21 protein-coding genes and 3 pseudogenes are annotated in these 23,150 nt (G+C 68.0%); 14 read left to right on the forward strand and 10 right to left on the reverse strand.

From position 1 onward, the window contains the following. Positions 1–15: 15 nt before the first annotated feature. The 3 genes from ABT115_RS23420 to ABT115_RS23430 are packed head-to-tail and all read left to right on the forward strand — an operon-like array spanning position 16 to position 2,758. Positions 16–1,476, forward strand: a complete 1,461-nt coding sequence (locus tag ABT115_RS23420; protein ID WP_351793117.1) for a hypothetical protein — start codon at positions 16–18, stop codon at positions 1,474–1,476. A gap of 35 nt (positions 1,477–1,511) precedes the next feature. Continuing rightward, entirely contained in the window at positions 1,512–2,333 is an 822-nt protein-coding gene (locus ABT115_RS23425; RefSeq protein WP_351793120.1) for an SDR family NAD(P)-dependent oxidoreductase, read from the forward strand. A 26-nt stretch (positions 2,334–2,359) separates the two neighbouring features. Next, complete coding sequence (locus ABT115_RS23430; RefSeq protein WP_351793123.1) at positions 2,360–2,758, forward strand: hypothetical protein; 399 nt, start codon at positions 2,360–2,362, stop codon at positions 2,756–2,758. Here ABT115_RS23430 and ABT115_RS23435 read toward each other — a convergent pair. Both ABT115_RS23435 and ABT115_RS23440 read right to left on the reverse strand, forming a co-directional pair. Beyond that, positions 2,751–3,365, reverse strand: a complete 615-nt coding sequence (locus ABT115_RS23435; protein WP_351793126.1) for a TetR/AcrR family transcriptional regulator — start codon at positions 3,363–3,365, stop codon at positions 2,751–2,753. The genes ABT115_RS23430 and ABT115_RS23435 overlap by 8 nt on opposite strands. Continuing rightward, positions 3,365–4,213 carry an oxidoreductase gene (locus ABT115_RS23440; protein WP_351793127.1) on the reverse strand — a complete coding sequence of 283 codons (849 nt, stop codon included), beginning with the start codon at positions 4,211–4,213 and terminating at the stop codon, positions 3,365–3,367. The genes ABT115_RS23435 and ABT115_RS23440 overlap by 1 nt, the downstream gene beginning before the upstream one ends. 433 nt (positions 4,214–4,646) lie before the next feature. On the opposite strand from ABT115_RS23440, the pseudogene ABT115_RS23445 reads away from it, so the two are divergent. The 3 genes and pseudogenes from ABT115_RS23445 to ABT115_RS23455 form a co-directional block, all read left to right on the forward strand. Next, positions 4,647–4,937, forward strand: a pseudogene (locus tag ABT115_RS23445) (recombinase family protein); the annotation flags it as partial. Positions 4,938–4,998: 61 nt separating this feature from the next. Further along, positions 4,999–5,094, forward strand: a pseudogene (locus tag ABT115_RS23450) (transcriptional regulator); the annotation flags it as partial. Positions 5,095–5,114: 20 nt separating this feature from the next. Beyond that, positions 5,115–5,345, forward strand: a complete 231-nt coding sequence (locus ABT115_RS23455; protein WP_502969147.1) for a DUF397 domain-containing protein — start codon at positions 5,115–5,117, stop codon at positions 5,343–5,345. A gap of 124 nt (positions 5,346–5,469) precedes the next feature. On the opposite strand, the gene ABT115_RS23460 is transcribed toward ABT115_RS23455, so the two are convergent. After that, positions 5,470–6,237 (reverse strand): MerR family transcriptional regulator, encoded by a 768-nt coding sequence (locus ABT115_RS23460; protein ID WP_502969145.1) that lies wholly within the window; start codon positions 6,235–6,237, stop codon positions 5,470–5,472. A gap of 32 nt (positions 6,238–6,269) precedes the next feature. Here ABT115_RS23460 and ABT115_RS23465 point away from each other — a divergent pair, with 32 nt between their 5' ends. Continuing rightward, entirely contained in the window at positions 6,270–6,737 is a 468-nt protein-coding gene (locus tag ABT115_RS23465) for a DUF6194 family protein (protein ID WP_351793133.1), read from the forward strand. A 224-nt stretch (positions 6,738–6,961) separates the two neighbouring features. Here ABT115_RS23465 and ABT115_RS23470 read toward each other — a convergent pair whose 3' ends face one another. The 4 genes from ABT115_RS23470 to ABT115_RS23485 form a co-directional block, all read right to left on the reverse strand. Beyond that, the gene (locus tag ABT115_RS23470; RefSeq protein WP_351793136.1) at positions 6,962–7,618 is read right to left on the reverse strand and encodes a class F sortase; all 657 of its coding nucleotides are present in this window, start codon (positions 7,616–7,618) and stop codon (positions 6,962–6,964) included. 153 nt (positions 7,619–7,771) lie between these two features. After that, entirely contained in the window at positions 7,772–8,203 is a 432-nt protein-coding gene (locus tag ABT115_RS23475; protein ID WP_351793220.1) for a hypothetical protein, read from the reverse strand. A 130-nt stretch (positions 8,204–8,333) separates the two neighbouring features. After that, positions 8,334–10,418, reverse strand: a complete 2,085-nt coding sequence (locus ABT115_RS23480) for a sensor histidine kinase (protein ID WP_351793138.1) — start codon at positions 10,416–10,418, stop codon at positions 8,334–8,336. After that, on the reverse strand, positions 10,396–11,124 hold the full coding sequence (locus tag ABT115_RS23485) for a response regulator transcription factor (RefSeq protein WP_351793141.1): 729 nt from the start codon (positions 11,122–11,124) through the stop codon (positions 10,396–10,398). The genes ABT115_RS23480 and ABT115_RS23485 overlap by 23 nt, the downstream gene beginning before the upstream one ends. Positions 11,125–11,273: 149 nt before the next feature. Between ABT115_RS23485 and ABT115_RS23490 the strand changes: the two genes are divergently transcribed. The 3 genes from ABT115_RS23490 to ABT115_RS23500 are packed head-to-tail and all read left to right on the forward strand — an operon-like array spanning position 11,274 to position 12,274. Further along, positions 11,274–11,843: a site-specific integrase gene (locus tag ABT115_RS23490; RefSeq protein ID WP_351793144.1), complete on the forward strand. Its 570-nt coding sequence runs from the start codon at positions 11,274–11,276 to the stop codon at positions 11,841–11,843. Beyond that, positions 11,753–12,043, forward strand: coding sequence for a hypothetical protein (locus tag ABT115_RS23495; protein WP_351793146.1), 291 nt, complete (start codon positions 11,753–11,755; stop codon positions 12,041–12,043). The genes ABT115_RS23490 and ABT115_RS23495 overlap by 91 nt, the downstream gene beginning before the upstream one ends. 27 nt (positions 12,044–12,070) lie before the next feature. After that, positions 12,071–12,274 carry a lipopolysaccharide assembly protein LapA domain-containing protein gene (locus tag ABT115_RS23500; protein ID WP_351793149.1) on the forward strand — a complete coding sequence of 68 codons (204 nt, stop codon included), beginning with the start codon at positions 12,071–12,073 and terminating at the stop codon, positions 12,272–12,274. 6 nt (positions 12,275–12,280) lie between these two features. Here the strand turns inward: ABT115_RS23500 and ABT115_RS23505 are convergent, their stop codons facing one another. After that, positions 12,281–13,291 carry an aldo/keto reductase gene (locus ABT115_RS23505; RefSeq protein WP_351793151.1) on the reverse strand — a complete coding sequence of 337 codons (1,011 nt, stop codon included), beginning with the start codon at positions 13,289–13,291 and terminating at the stop codon, positions 12,281–12,283. A gap of 754 nt (positions 13,292–14,045) precedes the next feature. On the opposite strand from ABT115_RS23505, the gene ABT115_RS23510 reads away from it, so the two are divergent. Both ABT115_RS23510 and ABT115_RS23515 read left to right on the forward strand, forming a co-directional pair. Continuing rightward, positions 14,046–14,858, forward strand: coding sequence for a maleylpyruvate isomerase family mycothiol-dependent enzyme (locus ABT115_RS23510; protein WP_502969148.1), 813 nt, complete (start codon positions 14,046–14,048; stop codon positions 14,856–14,858). 163 nt (positions 14,859–15,021) lie between these two features. Beyond that, on the forward strand, positions 15,022–17,154 hold the full coding sequence (locus tag ABT115_RS23515) for a tetratricopeptide repeat protein (protein WP_351793153.1): 2,133 nt from the start codon (positions 15,022–15,024) through the stop codon (positions 17,152–17,154). A 26-nt stretch (positions 17,155–17,180) separates the two neighbouring features. On the opposite strand, the gene ABT115_RS23520 is transcribed toward ABT115_RS23515, so the two are convergent. Next, a complete protein-coding gene (locus ABT115_RS23520; protein ID WP_351793156.1) occupies positions 17,181–18,626 on the reverse strand; it encodes a hypothetical protein in 1,446 nt (481 codons plus the stop codon). Positions 18,627–19,054: 428 nt separating this feature from the next. On the opposite strand from ABT115_RS23520, the pseudogene ABT115_RS23525 reads away from it, so the two are divergent. Both ABT115_RS23525 and ABT115_RS23530 read left to right on the forward strand, forming a co-directional pair. Then, positions 19,055–19,246, forward strand: a pseudogene (locus ABT115_RS23525) (cytochrome P450); the annotation flags it as partial. A 233-nt stretch (positions 19,247–19,479) separates the two neighbouring features. After that, positions 19,480–21,537: a phosphocholine-specific phospholipase C gene (locus tag ABT115_RS23530; protein ID WP_351793159.1), complete on the forward strand. Its 2,058-nt coding sequence runs from the start codon at positions 19,480–19,482 to the stop codon at positions 21,535–21,537. Between the two features lie 103 nt (positions 21,538–21,640). Here ABT115_RS23530 and ABT115_RS23535 read toward each other — a convergent pair whose 3' ends face one another. After that, positions 21,641–23,008 (reverse strand): cytochrome P450, encoded by a 1,368-nt coding sequence (locus ABT115_RS23535; protein WP_351793162.1) that lies wholly within the window; start codon positions 23,006–23,008, stop codon positions 21,641–21,643. Positions 23,009–23,150 lie beyond the last annotated feature (142 nt).

Consider the following 23,150-nt stretch of genomic DNA (forward strand, 5'->3'; position numbering starts at 1 on the left):
GCAAGCAGCAGGGGGATGCCGGTGGGAGTTGTCCGGACACTTGAGGACCTGGCGAGAATTGGTCGACAGCGCACGGTCAGCGACCGCAGTGTGCATCTGCGCCAGGACGAGGTCACCACCGACCTTCTGCTTGACACTGTCTCGGCCGACCGCGTCTCGCTCGACCGCGTAAGCATCGACGGGGCGCTGACCGTGCGGTCCTGTCACATTGACGAACTGGTCGTCGACCACGTGGAAGCGGACGCGCTTCTGGTGGTCAATTCCCGAATCGGCCGTCTGACGATCCGTAACGCATCGATGGGCTGCGAGGTCACGGTCATCGACACCTCGTTGGATTTCCTCGCCCTGCACTCGTGCGCCACCACCCGGCTGGAGCGCCTTCGGGTGGAGGAACTCGTACAGGTCAACGCCCTGCGTGGGTCGGTCCAGATCAGTAACACGCGCGTGTCCTCGCTTGTGGTTCGCAGCCAGGCCACAGGAGGCCGCCGAGGACGGCCACGCTTGGTGGTCCGGGGGCTGCGCGCCCGTGAGGACATGATGTTCGACGACCTCTGGCTGTCCGCACTCGATCTCGACGAAGTCGAGACACCCGAACTCACCCTGCAGCGCGTGCGACTGGATGAACCGTTGCGAGCGAACGGGCTGCGGTGCAGCGAGACGGTGCGAGTGAACGGACTGGTGATTCCCTCTGGGGACAGCACGATCAGCAACAGCACAGTCCGAGGGCCCGTAGAGGTACGCAACCTCGGTCTGTCCGAGAGCGCGCGCAGCGAGCAGAACGACCCGACCGCCCGGCTAACCCTTCACAACACCAATGTGGCATCGCTGAGTTCGGAGTCTCAGGATTCTTCGGTGATCGGCCTGTACAGCTCCTCGGTGACGGGAACGCTCGGTCTTCCGTCCGGCAGCTCGCGGTACAGCCTCGACGAATCCTCCAGCATCGGTGACATGGAGCTCGCCGGCCAGGTCTTCCGTAACGGTCGCCAGATCACCTTATTTCTGGAGCGTTCCTTCACCGAAGTGACCGCCGTGGCGCTGGAGTCCGTACGGTCCGCGCTGGTCAGAAGGAACCGGAACAGGGAAGTCGACGAGCTCTACTACCTGGCGCGGCAGCGCGAGGCGATTGCCCTGCCGCCTCTACGGCGCGCCATCGGGCGGGGCATCCTCGGCGGCGTCCTCGGCTGGGGAGTGCGTGCGCGGAACCCGGCGCGTGTACTGGCGGTGGGGGTCTTCCTGACGGGCGTCGTGCTCCATCTGGCGGGCGCGGTGCGCGAACCGAGCCGGGGGCTGTTGGATGTGACCGTTGCGGGAAAGTCCTTCGTCCTGGCCCTCGCGCTGTGGCTGAATGTCGGTACCGGCATGCCATCGGAGCTCAAGACGGCCGAATGGTCTGCACTGGCGGTTTCGTTCACGGCCGCGGGAATGCTGTTCACCACACTCATCGTAGGCATCGTGATCCGCAAGTTGGTGCGGTGAGCGCCTGTTGGCGACAGGCTGGCACAGTGGCATCCATGGAAGAGCGTGAAGAGTCCGAAGAACGGGTGGCGGCGGCACCGGCGGTCACGTACGGGCTGCGGGGCAAGTCGTTCCTGGTGACTGGCGGCAGCAGGGGACTGGGATACGCGGTCACCCGCCGCCTCGCAGCCGAGGGGGCATCCATCGCGATGTGCGGCCGCGATGCCGACACCCTGGCCCAGGCCTCGTCGGAACTGCGGAGGGATTTCGACGCCCACGTCGTCACGGAAGCCGTGGATGTCCTGGCCCTGGACGAACTGGAGGACTTCACGCGGCAGGCCGGACGCGAACTCGGCGGCCTCGACGGCCTGGTCGCCAACATCGGCGGCAAGCGTGGCGGCGGGCTCCTCGACTCGACCCGCGAGGACTGGCAGGCGACCTGGGAACTGAACGGCGGTCACGCCGTGCGTACCGTACGAGCGGCGCTGGACAGCCTGCGTCCCGGGAGCTCGGTGGTGATTGTCGCCTCCATCTCCGGCTGGAAGCCCCGCTTTCCCGCCCAGTACGGGGCGGCCAAGGCGTCCGAGATCTACCTGGCCGGCGCTCTGTGCCAGGAACTCGCCCCCTACGAGGTCCGGGTCAACACCGTCAGCCCCGGCTCGATCCTCCTTCCGGGCAAGAGCTGGGACCGCCTGCGTCAGCGTGACCCGGCGACGTACAAGGCCTACGCGGAACGCAACCCCAACGGACGTCTGCTGAACGCCGATGAAGTTGCCCGGGTCATCGCCTTCCTCCTCTCGCCGGCCTCAGCAGCCGTGAACGGCGCCCACATCCCGGTCGACGGCGGCCAGCCACAGGCGGGGCTCGGGAGGGCATAGCTAAGCGAATCGGCAGGCTGCGGGCCGTGCGCGGCGGCCGGTCGCACTTCACCGAGTTGAAGACCGACCCGGGCGCCCCGGGCCTGGAAAGCCTGTTGGCCGAGGTGAACAAGCTGGAGCGGGTGCGGCGCCTGGAGCTGCCCGCAGACCTGTTCGCGGACGTGTCGGAGAAGCTGGTGGACGCCTGGAGGGCGCGGGCCTTGAAGGAGTACCCGGCGAACCTGGAGCGGATGAAGGCCCCGAGGCGGGTGACGCTGTTGGCCACGCTGTGCCATGTCCGGCAGACGGAGATCATCGACTCGCTGGTGGACCTGTTCATTCAGCTCGTGCTGAAGATCAACACTCGTGCCACTTCACGGGGCAAGACCCGACCGGCACTTCATGGTTCCGCGCCTCCCCGCGTCCATGGCAGATACCTCAGGTGATCAGGCCGGCGCTGGTCAGCCAGATGTGTTCGCATGTCGCCGACGCCTCTTGGAGCTTCTCGCGGGATTCCTGCGAGGCGTGGTAGAAAGTCCGCTCGATCATCCAACACAGGGCGCGTGCCATTGCCGAGGCCTGGTCCGGTGCGGCGCCGGCCTGGATGCCGGCGCGCTCCAGGACAGCGGTGATGGCCGCGATGAACAGGTCAGCTGTGTGCTTCCACAGTTTGCCGATCTCCGGCACGGTCAACGACAGGTCGATCGCCGTGCGCATGACCAGGCCGTGCTCGTTCCACAACTCGACCGTGCGCTGCATGGCTGCTGCGATGGCCTGGCGTGGCTCATCGGTCTGCGCGGTGGCCCGGGACCGTTCCCACAGGTGCTCGACGGTCCGGGCCACGAGTGCCGTGACCACTTCTTGCTTGGAGCCGAAGTAGAAGTACAGGGCACCACGTGTGATACCGGCACCCTGGGCTACGTCGCCGACGGTCATGGCGTCGTAGCCCTTGTGCGCCAGCAAGGCCTCGCAGGTGTCGAGGATGGCCCGCTCCCGGACGTCCCCCTTGCGCTCGGTGGTGCGACGGCCGCGCGCGGAATGGTGGCCGGGCATCAGAGCTGAGCGCCCTCGGCGAAGTCGGTCGTACGAGAGAGCGCCTCCCACGCGCGGATGTCCTCGTCCACGGCCGTGCGCGCGGCGGTGACCAGCCGCAACGCGTCCGAGCCCAGGACGAGGTGGGCCGGCGGCTGCACGACCGACGTGATGTGTACGACCGCTTCCCCGGCCTTGGCCGGATTGCCCAGCTGGTTCCCGCTGGCCTTCTGCCGCGCTTCGCGGATGGGGGTGAACAACTCGTCGTAGTCGTCGACGGTCCGCGCGGTGCGTGTCATGGACCGTCCGGCCCAGTCGGTGCGGAAGGATCCGGGCTCGATCGCCGTCACATGGATTCCGAACTGCGCGACTTCCTTGCCCAGCGCCTCCAGGATGCCCTCCAGGGCGAACTTGCTGCCGCAGTAGGCGGACATGCCGGGCACGGCCGTGAGCCCGCCCATGGAGGTAACGGCCATCAGATGCCCGCGGCGGCGGCGGCGCATGTGGGGCAGCGCCGCCTGCAGGGTGGCCACTGCCCCGAACACGTTGACCTCGAACTGCCGTCGCACCTCGGCCAGCGGGGTTTCCTCGAAGGTCCCCTCCAGGCCGTAGCCCGCGTTGGCGACAACGACGTCCAGAGGGCCGAGGCTCCGCTCGACCTCCGCGACCGTGCCGGAGACGGCGTCATCGTCCGTCACGTCCAGGATACGGCCGTGAGCATGCCCGGGCCTGAGCTCTTCGAAGGCCCGCAGGTCCTTCTCAGAACGGACGGTGCCGACGACGGTGTGCCCGGCGGCGAAGGCGGCTTGCGCGAAAGCGCGCCCCAAGCCCGTGCTGACGCCGCTGATGAGCCAGTTCCGCTTCTCCATTGTTCCTCCAGAGAGGTCTCGCGAGGAGCCTGGTCGCCCCGTTCAGCAAAAGTCTACACCGTGTGGATTTTTATCGTTACTACGTCGATTCTGGTAGTGCTCACGGGATGGAGTCCTCAAGGTCATCCGCGTGCCGCGCATCGCCCGGATCGGTACCGTCAAGGCCCAGCAGCCTGGTGGTCAAGCAGGACCGCACCCCGATCATCACAGGGACACCCAGCGAGGCCTGAGAGAAGATGCGGGGCTTGACCACCGGCAAGCTGCCACGTGCCTGTCGTCGAACGAAGGAATGACGACAGGCACGAAGGGCGTCCAATGAACCCGGTTGTTTCGGGACCTGTTGGCGGCTCGGATCCAATCAGATCCGATGGCGGCTGATGACAGGGTTTGCTGACAGCTAATGTCGAATGCGACCACCAGAACGGGGAACGGCATGGCCAACCTGGTCTACAAGCGGGTGTCGACCGACCAGCAGTCGACCGACCGTCAGAACCACGTCCTCTCCGAGGCCGGGATCGAGGACCCTGTGACGTTCGAGCAGGACGCTGGCACTTCCAGCCGCCTCTACCCGCTGGAGCGCCCGAAGTTCGGCGAGTTGCTCACCTGCGCGCGACCGGGCGACACCGTGCACATCTCCGAGATGTTCCGCCTCGTGCGCGGTACCCAACACATCCTCGACGTGCTCGACGTCCTCCACCGCGACCAGGTCGCCCTGCGAATCCACGACAGCGCGTTCTCCGCGATGGACCTCACCGCCCGCCACCAGCGCACCGGAGAATTGTACCCGCTTGGCCGCAGCACGCTATGGAATCATCCGGAGTCAGGCTCTCACTCCGCGAGAGACCCTGGAATTTGTCGAGCAGTTGCTGGGAGAGCTATGAACACCACCAACACTCCTGCTATGCGGGAGCTGGCTTGGTTCAAGAGCAGCTACAGCGGGGCCGAAGGCGGTCAGTGTGTAGAGGTCGCCTGGCGCAAGAGCAGCTACAGCACCGGCAACGGAGGCGAATGCGTGGAGTTCGCCGCCGCAGCCACGCACGTGCACATCCGCGACTCGAAGCAGCTCAGCGGCCCCATGCTGACCGTTGGACCGGGCGCGTGGGTCGGATTCATCGGCCTCGTCGCCGACTGAGGCACACGACGCCAAGAGGGTCCTGCCGCGCGCCGCACAGGCGCAACGGCGGGAACCTCCCGTGTGTGTTGCGGGACTGAGCCAATCACAGACCCGGATTGTCAGCACGCGAGGCGGTCCGGGTCTATCGGGCGATCGAAGGTTCCTGAGCGGACGTGACAACGACTGCCAAGTCTGAGCCCGCTCGAAGCAGTGCCACGGTCCGCATGGCTATCTGGTCAAGATGTTGTTGCAGGATGCGTTGGGTCTCTCCCAGGCCGTCGAGCCGGTACAGGGAGCCAATGATGTCGCGCACTGCGGGAATGCCGTAACCGGTGCCGCGGAGGGCCGCGACGATTCGGGCCGCTCTGATCGCTGAAAGTCCGTATCGACGCGCTCGCAGTGACGTCACTCGCTCGGGGATGACGAGCCCTTCCTGCTCCCAGAACCGCAGGGTTGAGGGACGCACACCGAGCGCTGCAGCCAGCTGCGTGATCGTCATCGCATCGCTCTCCAGCTCGAACTCAGGTGTGTTCTTTTCATCTTGGATCGCACGCAACGCTTGTTGAGCACGCAGAGCCTCGTCCCGTTCCCGCGCGAGCCGAACGTGCACCGCGCTGATCGCCGAGGCTGCCGCCGCGATCGTCTCCGTCCGCAGCTCCGCGAGCATCTGCCGGGCCGCGACGGGCCCAACAGCACCGGCGAGTCCGCGATAGGCGCGAAGAGCATGCACGTGAGCTGATGTGTATGAGCGGTAACCGTTGCTCGATCGAGCGGCTGGAGGAATGACTTCCAGCCGCTCCAGGTCGCGAACCTGTTGCACCGAGTATCCCGACTCTCCAGCGACATCGACAGTTCTCAGCGGCACTCGTCCCGAACCGCTCGTGGTCTCGTCCACCAGCCAACCCCACATAAGCACTTGAAGGTAATGCTTGAACCATGAGTATGGAACAGATCATCGCGACCGTGCGAGGCCTCGACGGCGCGCTCGTGCTTATCCCGGAACCGGGAGGAGACTTTCCCGAACTCGTCTGGGGGGACGCGTTCTTCTACTACGCCCCCGACGGCCAGATGCCCAAGAACGTTCAGCCCTACGGGACGATCGTCACCAAGAACTACCCCGACGACGCCGCTTCCGACCTCGACCCTCCGGGCCGCTGGCGCGTAAACGTCCACGTCGACAGTGCGACGTTTCAGGAGCTCACTGGAGAGGAGCCACGCAGCATCAGCCGTCCTCGCGACTACGCAACCGCCAACAGTGTGATGCCGCATCCGGTATACGGCGCGCTCGGCTGGATCTCCGTCGTCAATCCCGGTGAGAGGACAACGGACACGGTTGTGCAGCTACTGCGCGGCGCTCACGAGGCTGCTCGTGCGCGGTTCACGCGGCGACACGAACCAGGACCTGCCTGATGCAGCACTGGCGCCACAGGTGTTGCACACGATACTGCCGATCACACCGGTGCTGAGCTGCGCAAAGTGGCCTCCATGCGCCTCGCGCCACACGGTTGCGCCCAGAGGAGGCGGCTCCCGGCCACGGCACCCTCGGTCTGCCGCCGTGCCATTTCGGCCTGGGGCGTACCGAACGTAGCCGCTCAAGCGCCGGATATCCCGCTACACGTCGGCGAAACCAGCCATCAGCTCCGGGCGGCGTACACGATGAGGTTGTCCACGGGGTGACCCTGTGCGTCGAAGGTGCCGTCGCAGGTGATGAGACGCAGGACGCGCTGGTCGGTGGCGCCGTAGACCCGCTTGGTCGGGAAGGCCTTCTTGCTGACGGTCTCCGTGCCGGTGACCTTGAAGTGGAGCTCCGCTCCTTGGTCGTTGCGGATCGCGATGTCCGCACCCTTGCCGATCTTCTTCAGATCGTGGAAGACGGCCTTCCCGAAGCGGGTGTCGTTGTGCCCGATGAGGACTGCGGCGCCACGCTCGCCCGGGACGGCGCCACCGGTGTACCAGCCGACCGTCATGCCCTTCTCGGCGGGCGGGACCTGGACGGTGCCGTCCTCGTTCAGACCGAGCGGCATCAGCGAGCTGTCCACCCCGATCGAAGGGATGCTGACATGGGTGGGGCTTGCCGCGGACTTCGGTTTCCCGGACTTCTCGGGCTTCTGCGTCCCCTCGGGCCCCGTGTCCTTCGGAGAGTTGAGAGAGCCCGAGGCGCTGGATGAACTGCCGCCGACGTGTGATGCGGCGGACGAGGCATCCCCGGCGCCGGAGGAGCAGCCGGTGAGGGCGAGACAGGCGAGCACCGGAAGTGTGACATGCCAGAGCGACATGGGCGTACGGGACATGGGGGCTCCAGAAGGGGGCGGAGATGGGCAGTGGCGCCGCCCGGGACGGGGCGGCGCCACAAGGGAAGGTCAACTGCTGTGCGCGGTCGGATTTCGAGCGCGGTCAATTGCCTTGCATGTCAGTGGCCGTGGAGGGACTGACGCGCCGGCGGTTCAGCGGCCCTGCTGTGCGGCGGAGCGGCGGCGCAGCACGACCGTTCCCGCTCCCGCGAGCAGAAGGGCGGCCGCGGCCGCCCCGCCAAGGGCGGTGGTGCTGTCGCTCGAGGTCCCGGCCGGTCGCTCGCCTGCGGCGACGCCACCACGCGGAGTGGCGGCCGCGGAACGCTTGTCCGCGGCCGAACGCTCGACCCCGGCCGGGGCGGGACTGTCGCCCGCGGCAACACCGCTACGGGGCATGACCGACGGCTCCGAGCCCCGCGCGGGCACGGTGGTGACACCGGACGGGGCGACTGCGGCGGACCGCTCGGCGGACGGCTTCGCAGGCGCGGGCGTGCTGTCGGCGAAGGCCGCGGTGGACGGGACGAGTACCGCGCCGGCCGCGACAGCGGCAAGGACGGCGGTACGCAGGGACAGACGGTGGGGCATGGGCATGGGCATGGCTCCATTCCTGGTCGGCCTCGGTAGTGCCCGGAAGCCGGTTCGCACCGGGCGCAAGGCATGCCGACAGGTTGGCGTGAAGTCATGAAGAAGTTGTCAGATCGCTGTGGTCATCGCATCAGGCCTGGCCCGTAACGCTTCCACGGCCGCTCACGGCACCCCCGGGTACGCTCGCGCCGCTCCCGCGCTCGCAGCCGCCTGCCGCGCTCCCCGACACGCCCGTCGAGGCTTCTCCGGACTCGCCCGGCCCACCGGCCTCGCCCCACTCCGTCTGCGCAGGATCGGCCGGCAGCCGGAGTGTGAACACCGAACCCTGCCCCTCGACGCTCACCGCACTCACCGAGCCGCCGTGCGCCTCGACGAGTTTCCGTACGATCGCCAGTCCCAACCCGCTGCCGCCGGTGCTGCGGCTGCGGGATTTCTCCGCGCGCCAGAAGCGGTCGAAGACATGCGGCAGATCCTCGGTCGAGATGCCGCTGCCCGTATCGGTGACGTCCACCACGACCTGGTCTGCGCACTGTGACCCGTACGCATGCAAGGTGACCTTTCCAGCCGCCGGGGTATGACGCACCGCGTTGGAGACCAGGTTGCCGACGGCCTGACGCAGCCGGACCGGATCGGCCGTCAGCTCAGGGCAGGGAGTGTTGGCCGTCGCCGCGAGGACGGTCAAGGTGACTCCGACCGTCTCCGCCCGCCCGTGGTGGGCCGCGGCGACCTGGTCCAGAACGTCCTCGATGCGTACCGGCTCGGGGTGCAACCGCAGCGCACCCGCGTCGGCCGCGGCCAGATCCTGGAGATCGTCGATGATGTGCTGCAGCTGAACGGCCTCCGTGTGGAGCGAGGAGATGAATGCCGGGTCGGGCTCCGCCAGACCGTCCTGAGCTGCCTCCAGCCAGCCGCGGATGTTGCTCAGCGGGGTGCGCAGTTCATGGGCGACGTCGCTGACCATGTCCTTGCGCTGTCCTTCGAGGCGGGCGCGGTGGGCCGACATGTCGTTGAAGGCCGCGGCGAGCCGCCCGATCTCGTTGTCGTCGGTGACCAGCACCGGCGCGGAGTCCTCCCCGTCCCGCATCCGCTGTGCCGCACCGGTGAGGGCGTGCAGCGGCCGTACGAGCCGGGCCCCGGCCAGCACGGTGGCTCCGACGGTGAGCGCCAGGACGAGCGCCGCGGCACCCGCGATCTTCGCGGTGTTCGCCGGGGAGAGATCGAAGCCGGGCACGGTCGTGCCGCCCTCGTCGCCGATGAACAGCAGCGCGGGCGACGCGACATAGGAACTGAGCTGCTCACGGCGGGCCGTGCCCACGCAGGACGCGGTGGCCCGGTCGTCATCGCCGGTGCGGACGCTCGGCGCGGGGGCGGGCGACCGGGCAACGACGCCGGCACCGGGCATCGGCTCGGAACCGTCGTCCCAGGACAGGTCGAGATTGAGCTGTACGCCCGTGCGGCCCTGACGTTTCAGACAGGCATTGGCGAGCTGATTGAGCGCCCCCAGCGCCTTTCGCTCGGTCGCTGTCGGTACGTCCAAGTCGTCGGATGCGCATCGGGTGCCCTGCACCCGGTCGGGATCGTTGCCCACGACCTCGATGCGCGGGCGTCCACTCGGGCCCCGGACCACATCCGCCGCAACCCCGGACCGATTCAGGCACGCCACGCTCCGGTCGGCGGCACGCTGCAACGCCGTACGCTCGGCCGCGGGCAGTCGGAACGGACCGACTGCGCGCGGGTCGACACGGTCGGCCGTGACGTCGGCCCGGCCCACCGTCTGGGACAGCACCGTGTCCACGGACAACGGATCCACGATCGCCGACGCCTCGGGCGGCAGCGCGGGCGGGGACTGCTGGGTGGCGGAATCGGCGAGTGGTCGGCGCTGCTCGGTGGTGAGGGCGATGCGCCGACCGGACTGCCGCGCCAGGTCGTGCACGGTGCTGTCGACGCCGTCCCAGGTGGGGTGAGCCGCCGCATATCCGAGCAGGGTGTCGTAGATCCGGGCGTCGGCGGTGAGGTTCTGGCCCTGTTCCTGCTTGATGGCGCCGGAGGTGGTCTGTACGGCAAGCCAGGCCGTGGCAGCCACCGAACACGCCGCCACCAGCGCCGATACCGCCAGGAGACGGCCGAACAGACTCTTGCGGAGCGGCAGCCGCGCCCGCTGCTCGGGTCGAAGGGGCACACCACGCACCCGGCTACGACGACGCACGCGAAGCATTCCTCGCCGGGTCCGTCAGCTTGTAGCCCACACCGAAGACGGTGAGCAGCCGGGCCGGCCGACGCGGTGCGGGCTCGACCTTCTTGCGCAGGTTCATGATGTGCACGTCGACGGTGCGAAAGCTGATGTACCGGTCGAAGCCGTGCAGTTCCTCCAGGAGCCGCTGCCGGGTGAAGACCCGCTCGGGCTCGGCCGCCATGGCGGCGAGAATCCGGAACTCACCGGGCGTGCACTCCACGAACCGGCCCTCGACCGACACCTCGTGCCGGACCGGATCGACCACGAGCGCACCCACCGTCAGTATCTGATCCGCGGCCGGATCGGTATCTGCCGCAACCCGCCGGGTGCGACGAAGCAGCGTCCGTACGCGCGCCACCAACTCACGCGGGCTGTATGGCTTCGTCATGTAGTCGTCCGCACCGAGATCCAGACCCAGCAGCAGATCGTCCTCGGTGCTGCGGGCCGTCAGCATCAGCACCGGCAACTCCCGGTGCTCGGCGCGCAGCACACGTACCACGTCCAGACCGTCGGCCCGCGGCATCATCACATCGAGCACCAGCAGATCGGGCTCCCGGTGCCGGACCTCGGCGAGGGCCGCCAGGCCGTCCCCGACGACCGTGACCGCGTGGCCCTCGTGTTCCAGGTAGCGGCGTACGAGTTCGGCCTGCTTCTCGTCGTCTTCGGCGACTATGACGTTTGCGCACACGCGGACGATCGTAGATGAGCTCGCGACGGCCCCTCCTCGCGCCTGACCGCCGGGTTCGACCGTGGATCGGATCCACCGGCCCAGAGTCTGGATGGTGCGGATACCGGGCCGGCGACAAGGAGTACGGATGATCAGCTGCTGAGCGGAGGATGAGGGCGGCGCGCACAACACCCTCTCGGGTAACGCGGTGGCGGCCTGGCCGTCGGCCATGGCCAGGTAGTGGGACAGATCGCGCTGTCGCCCAGTGCGCCGGGCGTGCCACCGAGCACACGAATCTCACCGACTCGGCCGGACAGCCCTTGGATTTCTCGCCCCATGACTTCCGGCGGATTTTCATCACCGACGCCATCCGCAGCGGCCTTCCCCCGCACATCGCGCAGGTCATCGCGGGGCACACCAACATCAACACGACCATGGGATACAACGCCATCTACCCCAGCGAGGCGATCGAGGCCCATCGAGCGTTCATCGCACGACGCCGATCACTACGTCCCAGCGAGGAGTACCGAACCCCGACCAACGAGGAATGGGACGCCTTCCTCGGGCACTTCGAGCGACGCAAACTCTCGATCGGAATCTGCGCTCGCGCATTCGGGCCTCCCTGCATCCACGAACACGCGTGCATTCGATGCTCCATGCTCCGGCCGGATCCGGCTCAGAGACACCGCCTCGTCGAGATTCGCGACGACACCGCCTCGTCGAGATTCGCGACAACCTGATTGCCCGAATCACCGAAGCCGAACAGGAGGGATGGCTCGGTGAGATCGAGGGACTGCAAGTCAGCCTGGCCAGCGCAGAGGAGAAGATCACCCAGCTTGACGCAGAGCAGGTCCGTCAACACCAAGTGATCGATCTCGGCATGCCCAGCTTCAGCCAGATCGCGACACGGATCAGTACGGCAGGAGGGCCATCAAGTTAACCAATTGACCAAACTCAGGAGCAGTCGGTGGACGTCAGCTACTTCGATGCCCACGGGCACGTTCCGCTGCGCGTGGCCCTGCTGCTGGCCGCGGTGGTGGGCATCCTGCTCACCGCGCTGGCGGGCAGCGCGCGGATCATGCAGTCGCGCGCGACCGCCCGCAAGCACCGCCGGGCCGACCACAGGGCTGTGAAGGCCGAGGCCAAGGACTCGTCGAAGGCCCGACGGTAGCCCGGACTACCGGGAGCCCGCCACAGGCCGCGACTTGTAGAAGGACTCCTCCAGGTAGGCGGCCTCGTGCGGCTGGTAGGGCTCCTCCAAGTAGGCGGCCTCGTCTTCGTCGAGTTCGACGTCCACCGCGGCGACCGCGTCGGCCAGCTGGGCCGGCTTGGTGACCCCGACGATGGGCGAGGTCACCGCCGGGTTGCGCATGACCCAGGCCAGGGCGACCTGGGCCGCGGACAGACCCCGCTTGCCCGCGATCTCGTGGACGCGCTCGGCCACCGCCTGGTCCCCGTCGCGGTAGAGGATCTCGCCGCCCTCGTCGGTCTGGGCACGCGCCGTGGCGGTGTCCCGGGCCCGCGTCAGCCTGCCCCGCGCCAGAGGGCTCCACGGGATCATGCCGATGCCTTGGTCGGCGCAGAGCGGGAGCATCTCCCGCTCTGCCTCCCGGTGGATGAGGTTGTAGTGGTCCTGCATCGACACGAACCGGGTCCAGCCGTTCAGGTCAGCCAGGTACAGGGCCTTGGCGAACTGCCAGGCGTACATGGAAGAGGCTCCGATGTAGCGGACCTTCCCGGACTTGACCGCGTCGTGCAGCGCCTCAAGGGTTTCCTCGATCGGGGTGTCGTAGTCCCAGCGGTGGATCTGGTACAGGTCGATGTAGTCGGTCCCCAGTCGCTTCAGGGAGGCGTCGAGCTCGGCGAAGATCGCCTTGCGGGACAGCCCGGCGCCGTTCGGGCCGGGGCGCATCCGCATCCAGACCTTGGTGGAGAGAACGACCTCCTCGCGCCGGGTGAAGTCCTTGACCGCCTGGCCGACGATCTCCTCGCTGCTTCCGGCGCTGTACCCATTGGCCGTGTCGAGGAAGTTGACGCCGCTCTCAAGGGCCTGCTTGATGATGTCCCGGCTGGCGTCCGCGCCCAGCGACCAGGGCTCGCCGCCCCGGTCCGGCTCGCCGAAGCTCATGCAGCCGAGGGTGATGGCGGAGACTTCCAGTCCGGTGGTTCCGAGTTTGATGTATCGCATGCTTCCGAACCTAGGAGTTGGAGTGCGCTCTAACGCAAATACGTCTCGGTCCGGAATTCGGAGGCGTGTGGCATGTGCGCCCTGTCAGGTTTCGACCGTTTCGGCCTGGCGTGCCAGAGAACCCAGTGGTAGCGAGTAACAAACTGTCAATTCTCAGCCGAGCGCGTGGGGCACTACTCAGATCCCCGACGGCAAACCGCCCTCGCGGGTCCGTCGCCACGACCGATCATCGCTCGATCACTAAGAGATTCCGCTGGCGGGCGGCGGTATCACGGCGCTCGCGACGGCGCCCCTACCCGCGGCATCTCTTAGTTCAGAGAAGTGTTCGCGTTCGCCTCCTCGTACAACAGCGGTGGCATGTCCGCGGCCGAGGGCGGCCTGAACCCCGCGGTGCTGCCCGGCAACACGACCCCGACCGGTATTGCATGTATCGGCACCTACGCGAAAAAGCTGGGTACGGCGGTGCACCCGCATGACCTCGGGTGGCACTTGCCTGTACGGCAGCGCCACGCCGGTCGTCTGCAAGCTGACCGCCCAATAGCAGTTGCCCCGCCGACGCGTGTCCGAGCAAGTCCACTGAGGTCCGTGCGCGGTGGGAGATGACCGCTGCCGTTCTGGTGCCGGCTCTTGTCGCAGGCCCCGCCACCTGGTCTGGTGTACCGCGGGCACCGTGGTGATCCGTGACGAGGTCCGCGGCCGGGCTGCGCACATCCGGCGCACAGCCGCGGTCGAGGCGGGAAGAAACGTGGAATCAGTGACCGGACACGAGGTACGAGGCACGCTGCCCGAAGGGCTCGGCGAGGCGATACGCGCCACCGCCGAGGAGATCGCCGCGGTGCTGCGCGGGGTTGCCGACACGGGCATCCCGGTGCCCGGCTCGGAGTGGACCCTCGGGCAGGCGGCAGCACATCTGGCGCAGGCCAACGAGCTGATGGCCGGCATCGCGGCCGGACAGGAACGCAGCTACGGCGACGGAACGCCGCAGAGTCTCGCCGAAGCCAATGAGAGCGCGCTGGCCGGCTTCGGGGAGCGGGACGCCGATCCGCTGGCCGAGTTGATCGTGACGCAGGCGGACGCGTATGTCACGGCGATGGACCGGTGTACGACGGATGAGAACGTGATCACTCCCTTGGGCCCGATGAGCCGGGTGGTGCTGGGCTCGTACCTGCTGACACACATGCTCGGCCATGGTTACGACCTCGCCCGTGCGTTGGGCCGCCCGCACATGCTCGACCGCAGGCGCGTCGAGCTGTCGCTGCCCTTCCTCATGACGGCGATGCCCCGGGTGACCGATGCCGCCGCGATCGCCCGGCTGACCGCCCGCTACACGATCCGACTGCGGGGAGGCGCCCGCTTCGGCGTCACCTTCACCGACGGCGTCGTATCCGTCACCCCGCAGCCGGCCACCCGCCCGGACTGCACCATCCTCATCGAGCCGGTCACCTTCCTCCTGATGGCGCTCGGCCGGCGCAACCCATGGGGAGCCATGGCCCGCGGCCGTGTCCTCGCCCGGGGTCGCAAACCCTGGCTCGCTCCCCGCTTCCCGAAGCTGTTCAAGGCGCCCTGAGAGCCTGTCGGGCGGGCCGACTTCCCGCGTCGAGCCAGGACGATCACCATGGCCACCTCCAAGGGATAACGCCCTGTCTGACGCTAACGTTGATCCGACGGTGGCAGCGGCGGTGCCGGGGAGGGCGCATCGCGCGGAACACCGGGAACGAGGAGTGCGCGACATGCTGGATCCCGCTTCGGTGGCGGCCATTTCGGCGGTACTCGGCGCAGTTGGTTCGGGGATGGCCAACGAGGCCGGCAAGTGGGCCTGGGAGTCGACCGGCGGCGTCGTACGGAGAATCGTCGGCCGGGAGGTCCCCGCGCCCGTCGCCCCGGAGGAACGGGACGACGTGGCCCGCATGGTCTACGAGCAGATCCGTACGAACCCGCAACTCGCTGCCTCCTGGAGCGCGTTCGCGTCAAGAGTGCGCGGCGGACCGAATCCGGTCCGAGCCGTGCAGTCACACCTCCCCGCCTCTATAAGGTTCTTCACGGACCGCAAGGAAGCGATGAGGCAACTCCAGCGAGAAGCATCCCGCCGCGCGGACGGAAGGCCCCGGCTCGCCCTGGTGCACGGTCCGGACGGCATGGGTTCCAGCACGCTCGCCGTACACTTCGGATCCCGGCCGACCCGGCTCTTCCCGGACGGCCAGATCTATGCCGACCTCGGCGGCGGGGGCGCCGGGAGCGCGCGCGACGTCGGAACCGTACTGCGCACACTGCTTCGCCAACTGGGCGTGCGGGACGAGGAGATGCCGACCGCCACCGACCGGCTCGGCGAGTTCTTCCGCCATTGCGTGGCGGACCGCAAACTCCTGGTCGTGCTCGATCACGCGCACTCCGCAGCGCAGGTCAGACCGTTCCTCACGTCGGCGCCCGGGGTGTTCACGATCGTCGTCGCCCGGGCTCCGTTCCCCGGCCTCGACGCCGTACGGGTCCCCGTCGGTCCGCTCACGGACAAGGACGCCGTGCGTCTGCTCACCGATATCACCGACAAATCCACCGTCGCCGAAGCCCGCGCCACGCTGCCCGCGCTGCTTGCCCGATGCGGCGGATCGCCGTACGCCCTGCGGGCCGCAGCGGAACGGCTCTGTGCCCCCATGCTTCCACCGCGTCAGGCCGCACCGGACAGCGACCCGGTACAAGGGGCGGCGGAGGACAACTACCAGCTCCTGACGCCGGAATCCGCCAAGTTGTACCGGCTGATGGCGCTGCGCGACTGGCCCGCTTTCGACGCCGCGACGGCCGGACGGGCCACCGGCCAGGACTCGGCGGTCACGGCGGAACTCCTGGCGGATCTCGCCGACAGGATGCTCCTGGAACGCAGTCGGAGCGGAACCGACAACGGCCGCTACCACTACCGCCCCCGGGTCCGCGCACACGCCGAGGCGACAGCGATCCGCGAGGACGGAATCGCGGCCTGCTCCGCGGCTCTCACCCGCACGCTGCTCGCCTATGCGGACCTGGCGACATCGGCGGCTCACCAGGCACTCCCGGAGAGCTGGCGCGTCCCGGCACCCGCCGAGGACCGGATCGGGCAGAGGTACGAGGACCGGGGCGCCGCCCTCGACGTACTGCTCGCGGAGCTGGGCAACCTGGTCGAGGCCGTTCGCTGTGCCGAGGAGTCCGGTGACCCGGACACCGCCGTACGCCTGAGCCGTTCCCTGTGGCCGCTGCAGCTCAAGGCGGGCCACCACGAGATGCTGCTGCCGGCGCTGCGCATCGGAGCGCGTCTCGCCGACGCCCATCTCGCGGGAAGCTTCGACGTCGGAGCGCTTCACGCCCAACTGGCCCACTCACTGACAGAATTGGGGCGTTGGGAGGAAGCGGAGACGGAGACACGGGCGGCTGCGCGGGCCGAGGAGTCGGCCGCCCACAAGCGAGGCCACGCCTCGGCCGTGGAGTTTTTGGGACTGCTCAGACTGCGGCAGTGGCGCTACCAGGAGGCGCACGAGTGCTTCGACGAAGCGGGCGTCATCCTGAACGCGATGGACGCACACGACGAGGGAATCGCTGACCTGCCGCGTGCCCAGGCCCTGTTGCAACGCCATCGCGGCCGAGCCCTGCGGGGGCTCGGACAGGGCGGGGAGGCCAGCGAGAGGCTGGAGACCGCACTTCGCCACTTCCGGGCGAGCGGCGATTCGTATAACACCGCTCGGACGCTCACCGATCTGGCCGAGACCTGCTTGGACGAAGAGGACACCGAAGCGGCACTGCCGCTGATCGACGAAGCGATCCGCACGCTCGATGGCCAGCGTGCGGAATACCACCTGTCGCATCTGCGACGCATGAGAGAACGCTGCGTCACCCCGTAAGTCCTCTTTCCGCCTCTGGCACCCCGTCATTCCGGGGGTGTCAGAGGCACAACCCGCACGCGTTGCAGCCGAGTACCTGTCCGCACGGAGAGCCCGTCGGCCATCGCTTGTGTGAGGCGTTTGGTGGACGCGGCTGCGCCGGGGCTGCCGGTCGCCAGCCAGGCGTACAGGGCAGAGGCGTACGCGGCGGGGTCCGGACCGGACATGCCTCCCGCATCGGCACCGGGCGCCGCCACCACCCGGAGCGGCTCCTCGCCACGCACCCGGACCACACACGCGGACGGCCCGGTCACGTAGGCCGCAAGGGAGCATCCCTGATGGCGCCGGAGCACCTCTGCGGTCCAGACCGACGGAGAGCCGAAGCGCGGGTCGTCGGGTGCCCCGTCCCGGAAGATGACATCGGCCAGATGCAACTGGTCCACGTCACGGGTGTCCTCGTGTACGGCGACATGCAGTTCCCCGTCGTGATCCGGACCCACCATCGGCCGCGGGCCCGCCCGGCGACTGACCGCAACCTCTCCCGGCCCGAGGACCTGCGACAGTACGTGAAAGGGGACGGTGGCCGTTGTGGCCTCGTAATCGGGCAGCGGGAGAGGCTTCAGCGAAGCCGGCCAACCGGGCTCCGGCGCACCCATCATCGAGTAGAAGAGCCGACGCAACCGGACCGCTGATTCACCTGGCACGGAGGTGGTGAACCCGGCAGGCCCCGACAACGGCCGGTGACGCCCGATGAGTCTCTCGATCTGCGTCGACAGTGATACGCCTGGGTCGAGCCGCGGTGCCTCCCGCATGAACGCGGAGATCGGCGCATCGGGATCGAGGGCGTCGAGCGGCGCGGCACCCAGGAGCACAGGAGTGCCGAGGGCGGCAGCGTAGTAGGTGACGGAACCGTGGTCCCCGATCACGGCATCGGCGGCCAGCAGAGCCTGCCGCCACCCCTTCAGCGGATCGATCAGCGCCAGCCCGCCGCGCCGCGCACGATCGAGCCAGGCGCGGATCTGACCGGGTCCGTGGCCGTGCCAGATGTTCGGGTGCAGTACGGCGGCGAACCGGTACTCGTCCACGGGGAACTCGGCGGAGACCCGGTCCAATAGCGCAGCCACGACGTCACCGCCGCCCCCGCCATCACCGAAGAGGGACTCGGAGTTCCAGGTCGAATTCAGCAGGATCAGCTGCTGCCCAGGTCGCACACCCAACGCACGGCGGAAGCGCTCGCGATAGGGGCGGGCGGCGAGTATCCGGTCGAAGCAGGGGTCCCCGGCGAGTACGGCTGTCGGCGCCGCCTCGGGACAGGCGATACGCAACCGTTCGTACTGCTCGGGATGGGAGAGGACGAGCGCGTCCGCGACAGGAGCCCCCCGCGACAGAAGCCACTCCGGGGCAAGCCCGAAAACGGGCGCAGGCGCCGCCGCCCCCGCCCCCGACCCGGTGTCCGGTGTCCGGTGTTGCCAGCCTCTTAGTGTATCCAACACCGTGCGACAGGATAGCCAACTTGCCTGAAAAAACCTCTAGTTGGCCGCCAAAACTGGCGGAGACGACCAGGTCCGCCTCTGTCTCAGCCGCCTGCTCCCACGGCAGGACCGGCACCTCGGTGTCGGCCAGCAACTCGGCCGTGCCGGCCGCGAACGCCGACGAGCCCGTACAGGTCACCAGCAGCTGGACGCGCCAGTCGTCGTCGAACAGGGGCAGTACATCGAGCAGCCGGGTCGCGGCGGTCACGTTGTGTACGACGACGAGCACGCGCAGGCACTTGCCCCGGGTCGTCCACCGTGCCGCATCGTCCCCCACCGGCACCCGCACCCATCCGGCCCGCCCGTACGCCATCCGTCCGCACGCCCCTTCATCCAGTCCAGCTCAGCCACGATAGTCAACCAGCGCGACCACGGGGCAGAACAGGAGGGGCACCCACATCTGCCCCGGAGCGGCGCTCTCCCGTGTGGAGGCCGGCATTGCCCTGCCCGCACTGTTCCGGCGCTTCCCCGGACTGCGGTCGGCCATTGCGGACGAGGAGATCCGCAAGCTGCCGGTGATGACGCAGCACGACATGGAAGCGTTCCCGGTCCTGCTGCACGGCTCACGCATATCGAAGTGACGCCGAGGGCCGCCCGAACTGTTCGGGCGGCCCTCCGGCCTGTCCGCAGGAGCAGGGTCGGACAGGCCACCGCGGCCACGCCCGCCGCGCCGGTCGCGCACCAGCCCGCCGACTGCTGTTCGGCGGATGGCCACCGTGTCCACACGGCGTCGGTCTTTCGCAGCCAGGCGGACTCTGGAACACTCCAGTCGCATTCGCCCCGACACCTCCTCACCCCACAGAGGTCCTCACCCATGGCTGAATTCGACCGACGCCGCTTCATGCAACTCGCCGGAGGCGCAGCCGCCTTCACCATGCTGTCGAGCAGCATCGCCCGCGCTGCCTCCCTCCCGGCGAAGGGCGCCACCGGCACCCTCGAGGACGTTGAGCACATCGTTGTGCTGATGCAGGAGAACCGCTCGTTCGACCACTACTTCGGCACACTCAAGGGTGTACGTGGCTTCGGTGACCCACGTCCGGTGACATTGCCCAGCGGCAAACCGGTGTGGCACCAGTCGTCCGGCACCAAGGAAGTGCTGCCGTTCCGGCCAACGGCCGACAACCTCGGACTCCAGTTCATCCAGGACCTCAACCACGACTGGGCGGGAGGCCACTGGGCGTTCAACAAGGGCGCGTACGACAAGTGGGTGCCCGCCAAGTCGGCGACGACGATGGCCTACCTCACCCGCGAGGACATACCGTTCCACTACGCCCTCGCCGACGCGTTCACCGTCTGCGACGCATACCACTGCTCCTTCATCGGCTCGACAGATCCGAACCGCTACTACATGTGGACGGGATACACCGGCAACGACGGCACCGGCGGCGGTCCCGTGCTCGGGAACGACGAGGCAGGGTACGGGTGGACGACGTATCCCGAACGGCTGGAGAAGGCAGGAGTGTCCTGGAAGATATATCAGGACATCGGCGACGGGCTGGATGCCGCAGGGTCCTGGGGATGGATCAACGACGCGTACCGAGGGAACTACGGCGACAACTCGCTGCTGTACTTCAACAATTACCGCAAGGCCAAGCCCGGCGATCCGCTCTACGACAAGGCGCGCACCGGCACTGACGCCAAGAACGGCGACGGGCTCTTCGACAAACTCAGGGCCGATGTGAAGGCCGGGACCCTTCCGCAGATCTCCTGGATCGCCGCCCCGGAAGCCTTCACCGAGCACCCCAACTGGCCCGCGAATTACGGTGCCTGGTACATCGCGCAGGTGCTGGACGCGCTGACGTCCAACCCGGAGGTGTGGGGCAGGACCGCCCTGTTCATCACGTACGACGAGAACGATGGATTCTTCGACCACATCGTGCCGCCGTACCCGCCGTCCGGGTCCGCGCAGGGGTTGTCCACCGTGGCGACCTCCGCTGACTATTTTGCCGGCAGCATCAGATACGCCGCAGGTCCGTACGGTCTGGGGCAGCGCGTTCCGATGCTGGTCGTCTCGCCGTGGAGCACCGGAGGGTTCTCGTGCTCCGAGGTCTTCGACCACACCTCGATCATCCGGTTCATGGAGCGTCGCTTCGGGGTGAAGGAACCGAACATCTCGCCCTGGCGACGCGCGATCTGCGGTGACCTCACCTCCGCGTTCGACTTCCGCCGCAGGGATACCGCCCCCGTCACCCTGCCCTCCACCGCCGGGTACCTGCCGCCGGACCGCAACCGGCATCCCGACTATGTGCCCGTGCCGCCCGCTGTCGGCAGTGTTCCCAAGCAGGAACCGGGTTCCCGGCCCACCCGGCCGCTGCCGTACGAGCCGTTCGTGGACGGCTCGGCGAATCCGGAAAACGGAAAGTACGGCCTCACCTTCAGCGGCGGCGCCGCAGCCGGGGCGCAGTTCCTGGTGACGTCCGCGAACCGTACCGACGGACCGTGGACGTACACCACCGAGGCCGGCAAATCGCTCTTCGACGCCTGGAACACGGCCTACTCGAACGGGGTGACCAACCTCAGCGTGTACGGTCCGAACGGCTTCCTCCGTACCTTCAAGGGGCCTGGCAAGGCGGCAGGGCCCGAGGTGACCGCTCGCCACAACGCCACCAATGGGAATCTTGACCTGACGATGACTCATACGGGGTCTGGCGACGCTCATTTGACGCTGAGCGATGCCTATGGCGGCCTCGCCCAGACGTTCACGGTGCGCGCGGGCGCGACCGTGAACCACTCGGTGGACCTGCGGGGGAGCAGCCGTTGGTACGACATCTCGGTGGTCTCCGACACGGACACAACGTTCCTGCGCCGCTTCGCCGGACACGTCGAGACGGGAGAGGCGGGTACGAGCGATCCGGCCCTGATCGCAGGCTGAACCGGGTGGGGATGGTGCGGGTGGGGTGAGAGGGCGGCGGGCTCTCCGCGGACCGCTTCGGGCCGGGCGGTGGCCCGCCGCTGCCACCCCACTCCGTACACCGCTACCGCGCCCGGACCGTCGCTATCACTTCGCGGTCCGGCTGCAGCGTCAGCGTCGGTACGGGGTTGATGGTGCCCGGGTCCACCTCCAGTTCGAAACGGCGTGCCAGCACGGCAAGGATCAGCACCGCCTCGACCATCGCGAACCGTGTGCCCAGACAGACACGGGGGCCACCGCCGAACGGGAACCAGGCGTACTCCGCGATGTCGTCGCCCTTGTCCGGATCCCAGCGCTCGGGGCGGAACTCCTCGGGCTCGGGAAACCACCGCTCGTCGCGGTGCGTCGCCCACTGACTGGTCCATACCCTGGTGCCCTCCGGCATCAGCACACCGCCGATCCGCGCACCTTTCTTGGCGACGCCGGTGACCAGCCAGATCGTCGGGTAGAGGCGCAGCGTCTCCTTGACTACCGACTGGGTGTACGTCAGCCGCTTGTAGTCGTCGAACTCCGGCTCCCGGTCACCGAGTACCCGGTCCAGCTCCTCAGCGAGCGCGGCGCGCGTTCGCGGGTTGCGGGACAGCAGATACCAGGCCCACACCAGAGTGGAGCTGGTCGTTTCGTGACCACCGATGTACAGGGTGACCGTCTCGTCGCGTATCTCCCGGTCCGTGAGGTGCGCACCCGTCTCGTCGACCGCAGTCAGCAGCCGGCTCAGCAGATCGGGGCGATCATCTTCGCCATCGCGGTGACGGGCGACGACCCGACCCACCTCGGCGTCGATGACCGCGGCGGCCTTCCTGATCCTGGCCCGGCCCGGTGTCGGCACCCAGTCCGGCAACAGCGCGCCGACACCGGCGAACTCCTTGCCGATCTCCTGCTGCGCCACATCCATCGCCCGGCCCATCGCATCGGCGTCGGCTGGGGTGTCGACGCCGAAGATCGTACGGACCGCGATCCTCTGCGTCAGCGCAGCCATCTCCCGCTTGATGTCGATGCGTTCACCGTCGGACCAGGTGTCCGCCAGCTCCACCGTGCTGCTCGCCATCGTCGACGCGTACGACCGTACCTGCTTGGGTCGTACGGAAGGCTGCACCAGCGACCGCTTCCGCCGCCAGTCCGTACCGCGGGCGACCACAATGCCGTTACCCATGACGGTCCGGAACGCGATACCGAGTGCCGGCTGGTCGAAGGTGCGTTCCGTCTCGGTGAGCAGCTCGCCTATGCACTCCGGATCGGCTATGTACACACACGAGTTGGGGCCGAATCGCCAGCCGACCATGTCGCCGTGACCGCGCAGTCGCTCGAAGAAGGCGAGGGGATTCTTTCCGAACTGTGGCAAGTTCCCGAGAAACGGCAGCCCTTTCGGGCCCGGCACGATGGTGTGGCCCCGCGGTTCGGCGTCAGTGGCCGGGCCGGTGTCCGTGGACATGAAAGTCTCCGCTCCCTTGTGGCGCAACCGACTTGGCGCGCAGCGACATGACTTCAGCATTACCGCACGGCGTGGAATGCGTCATTGTCCTTGTGCAGTAAGTGAGTTGTCGAGGGTAGCGGCTCGCCGCGCCGCGCGTGTG

Origin of the sequence: Streptomyces sp. NPDC001832 (assembly GCF_040297265.1) — a bacterium.
GTDB lineage: Bacteria > Actinomycetota > Actinomycetes > Streptomycetales > Streptomycetaceae > Streptomyces.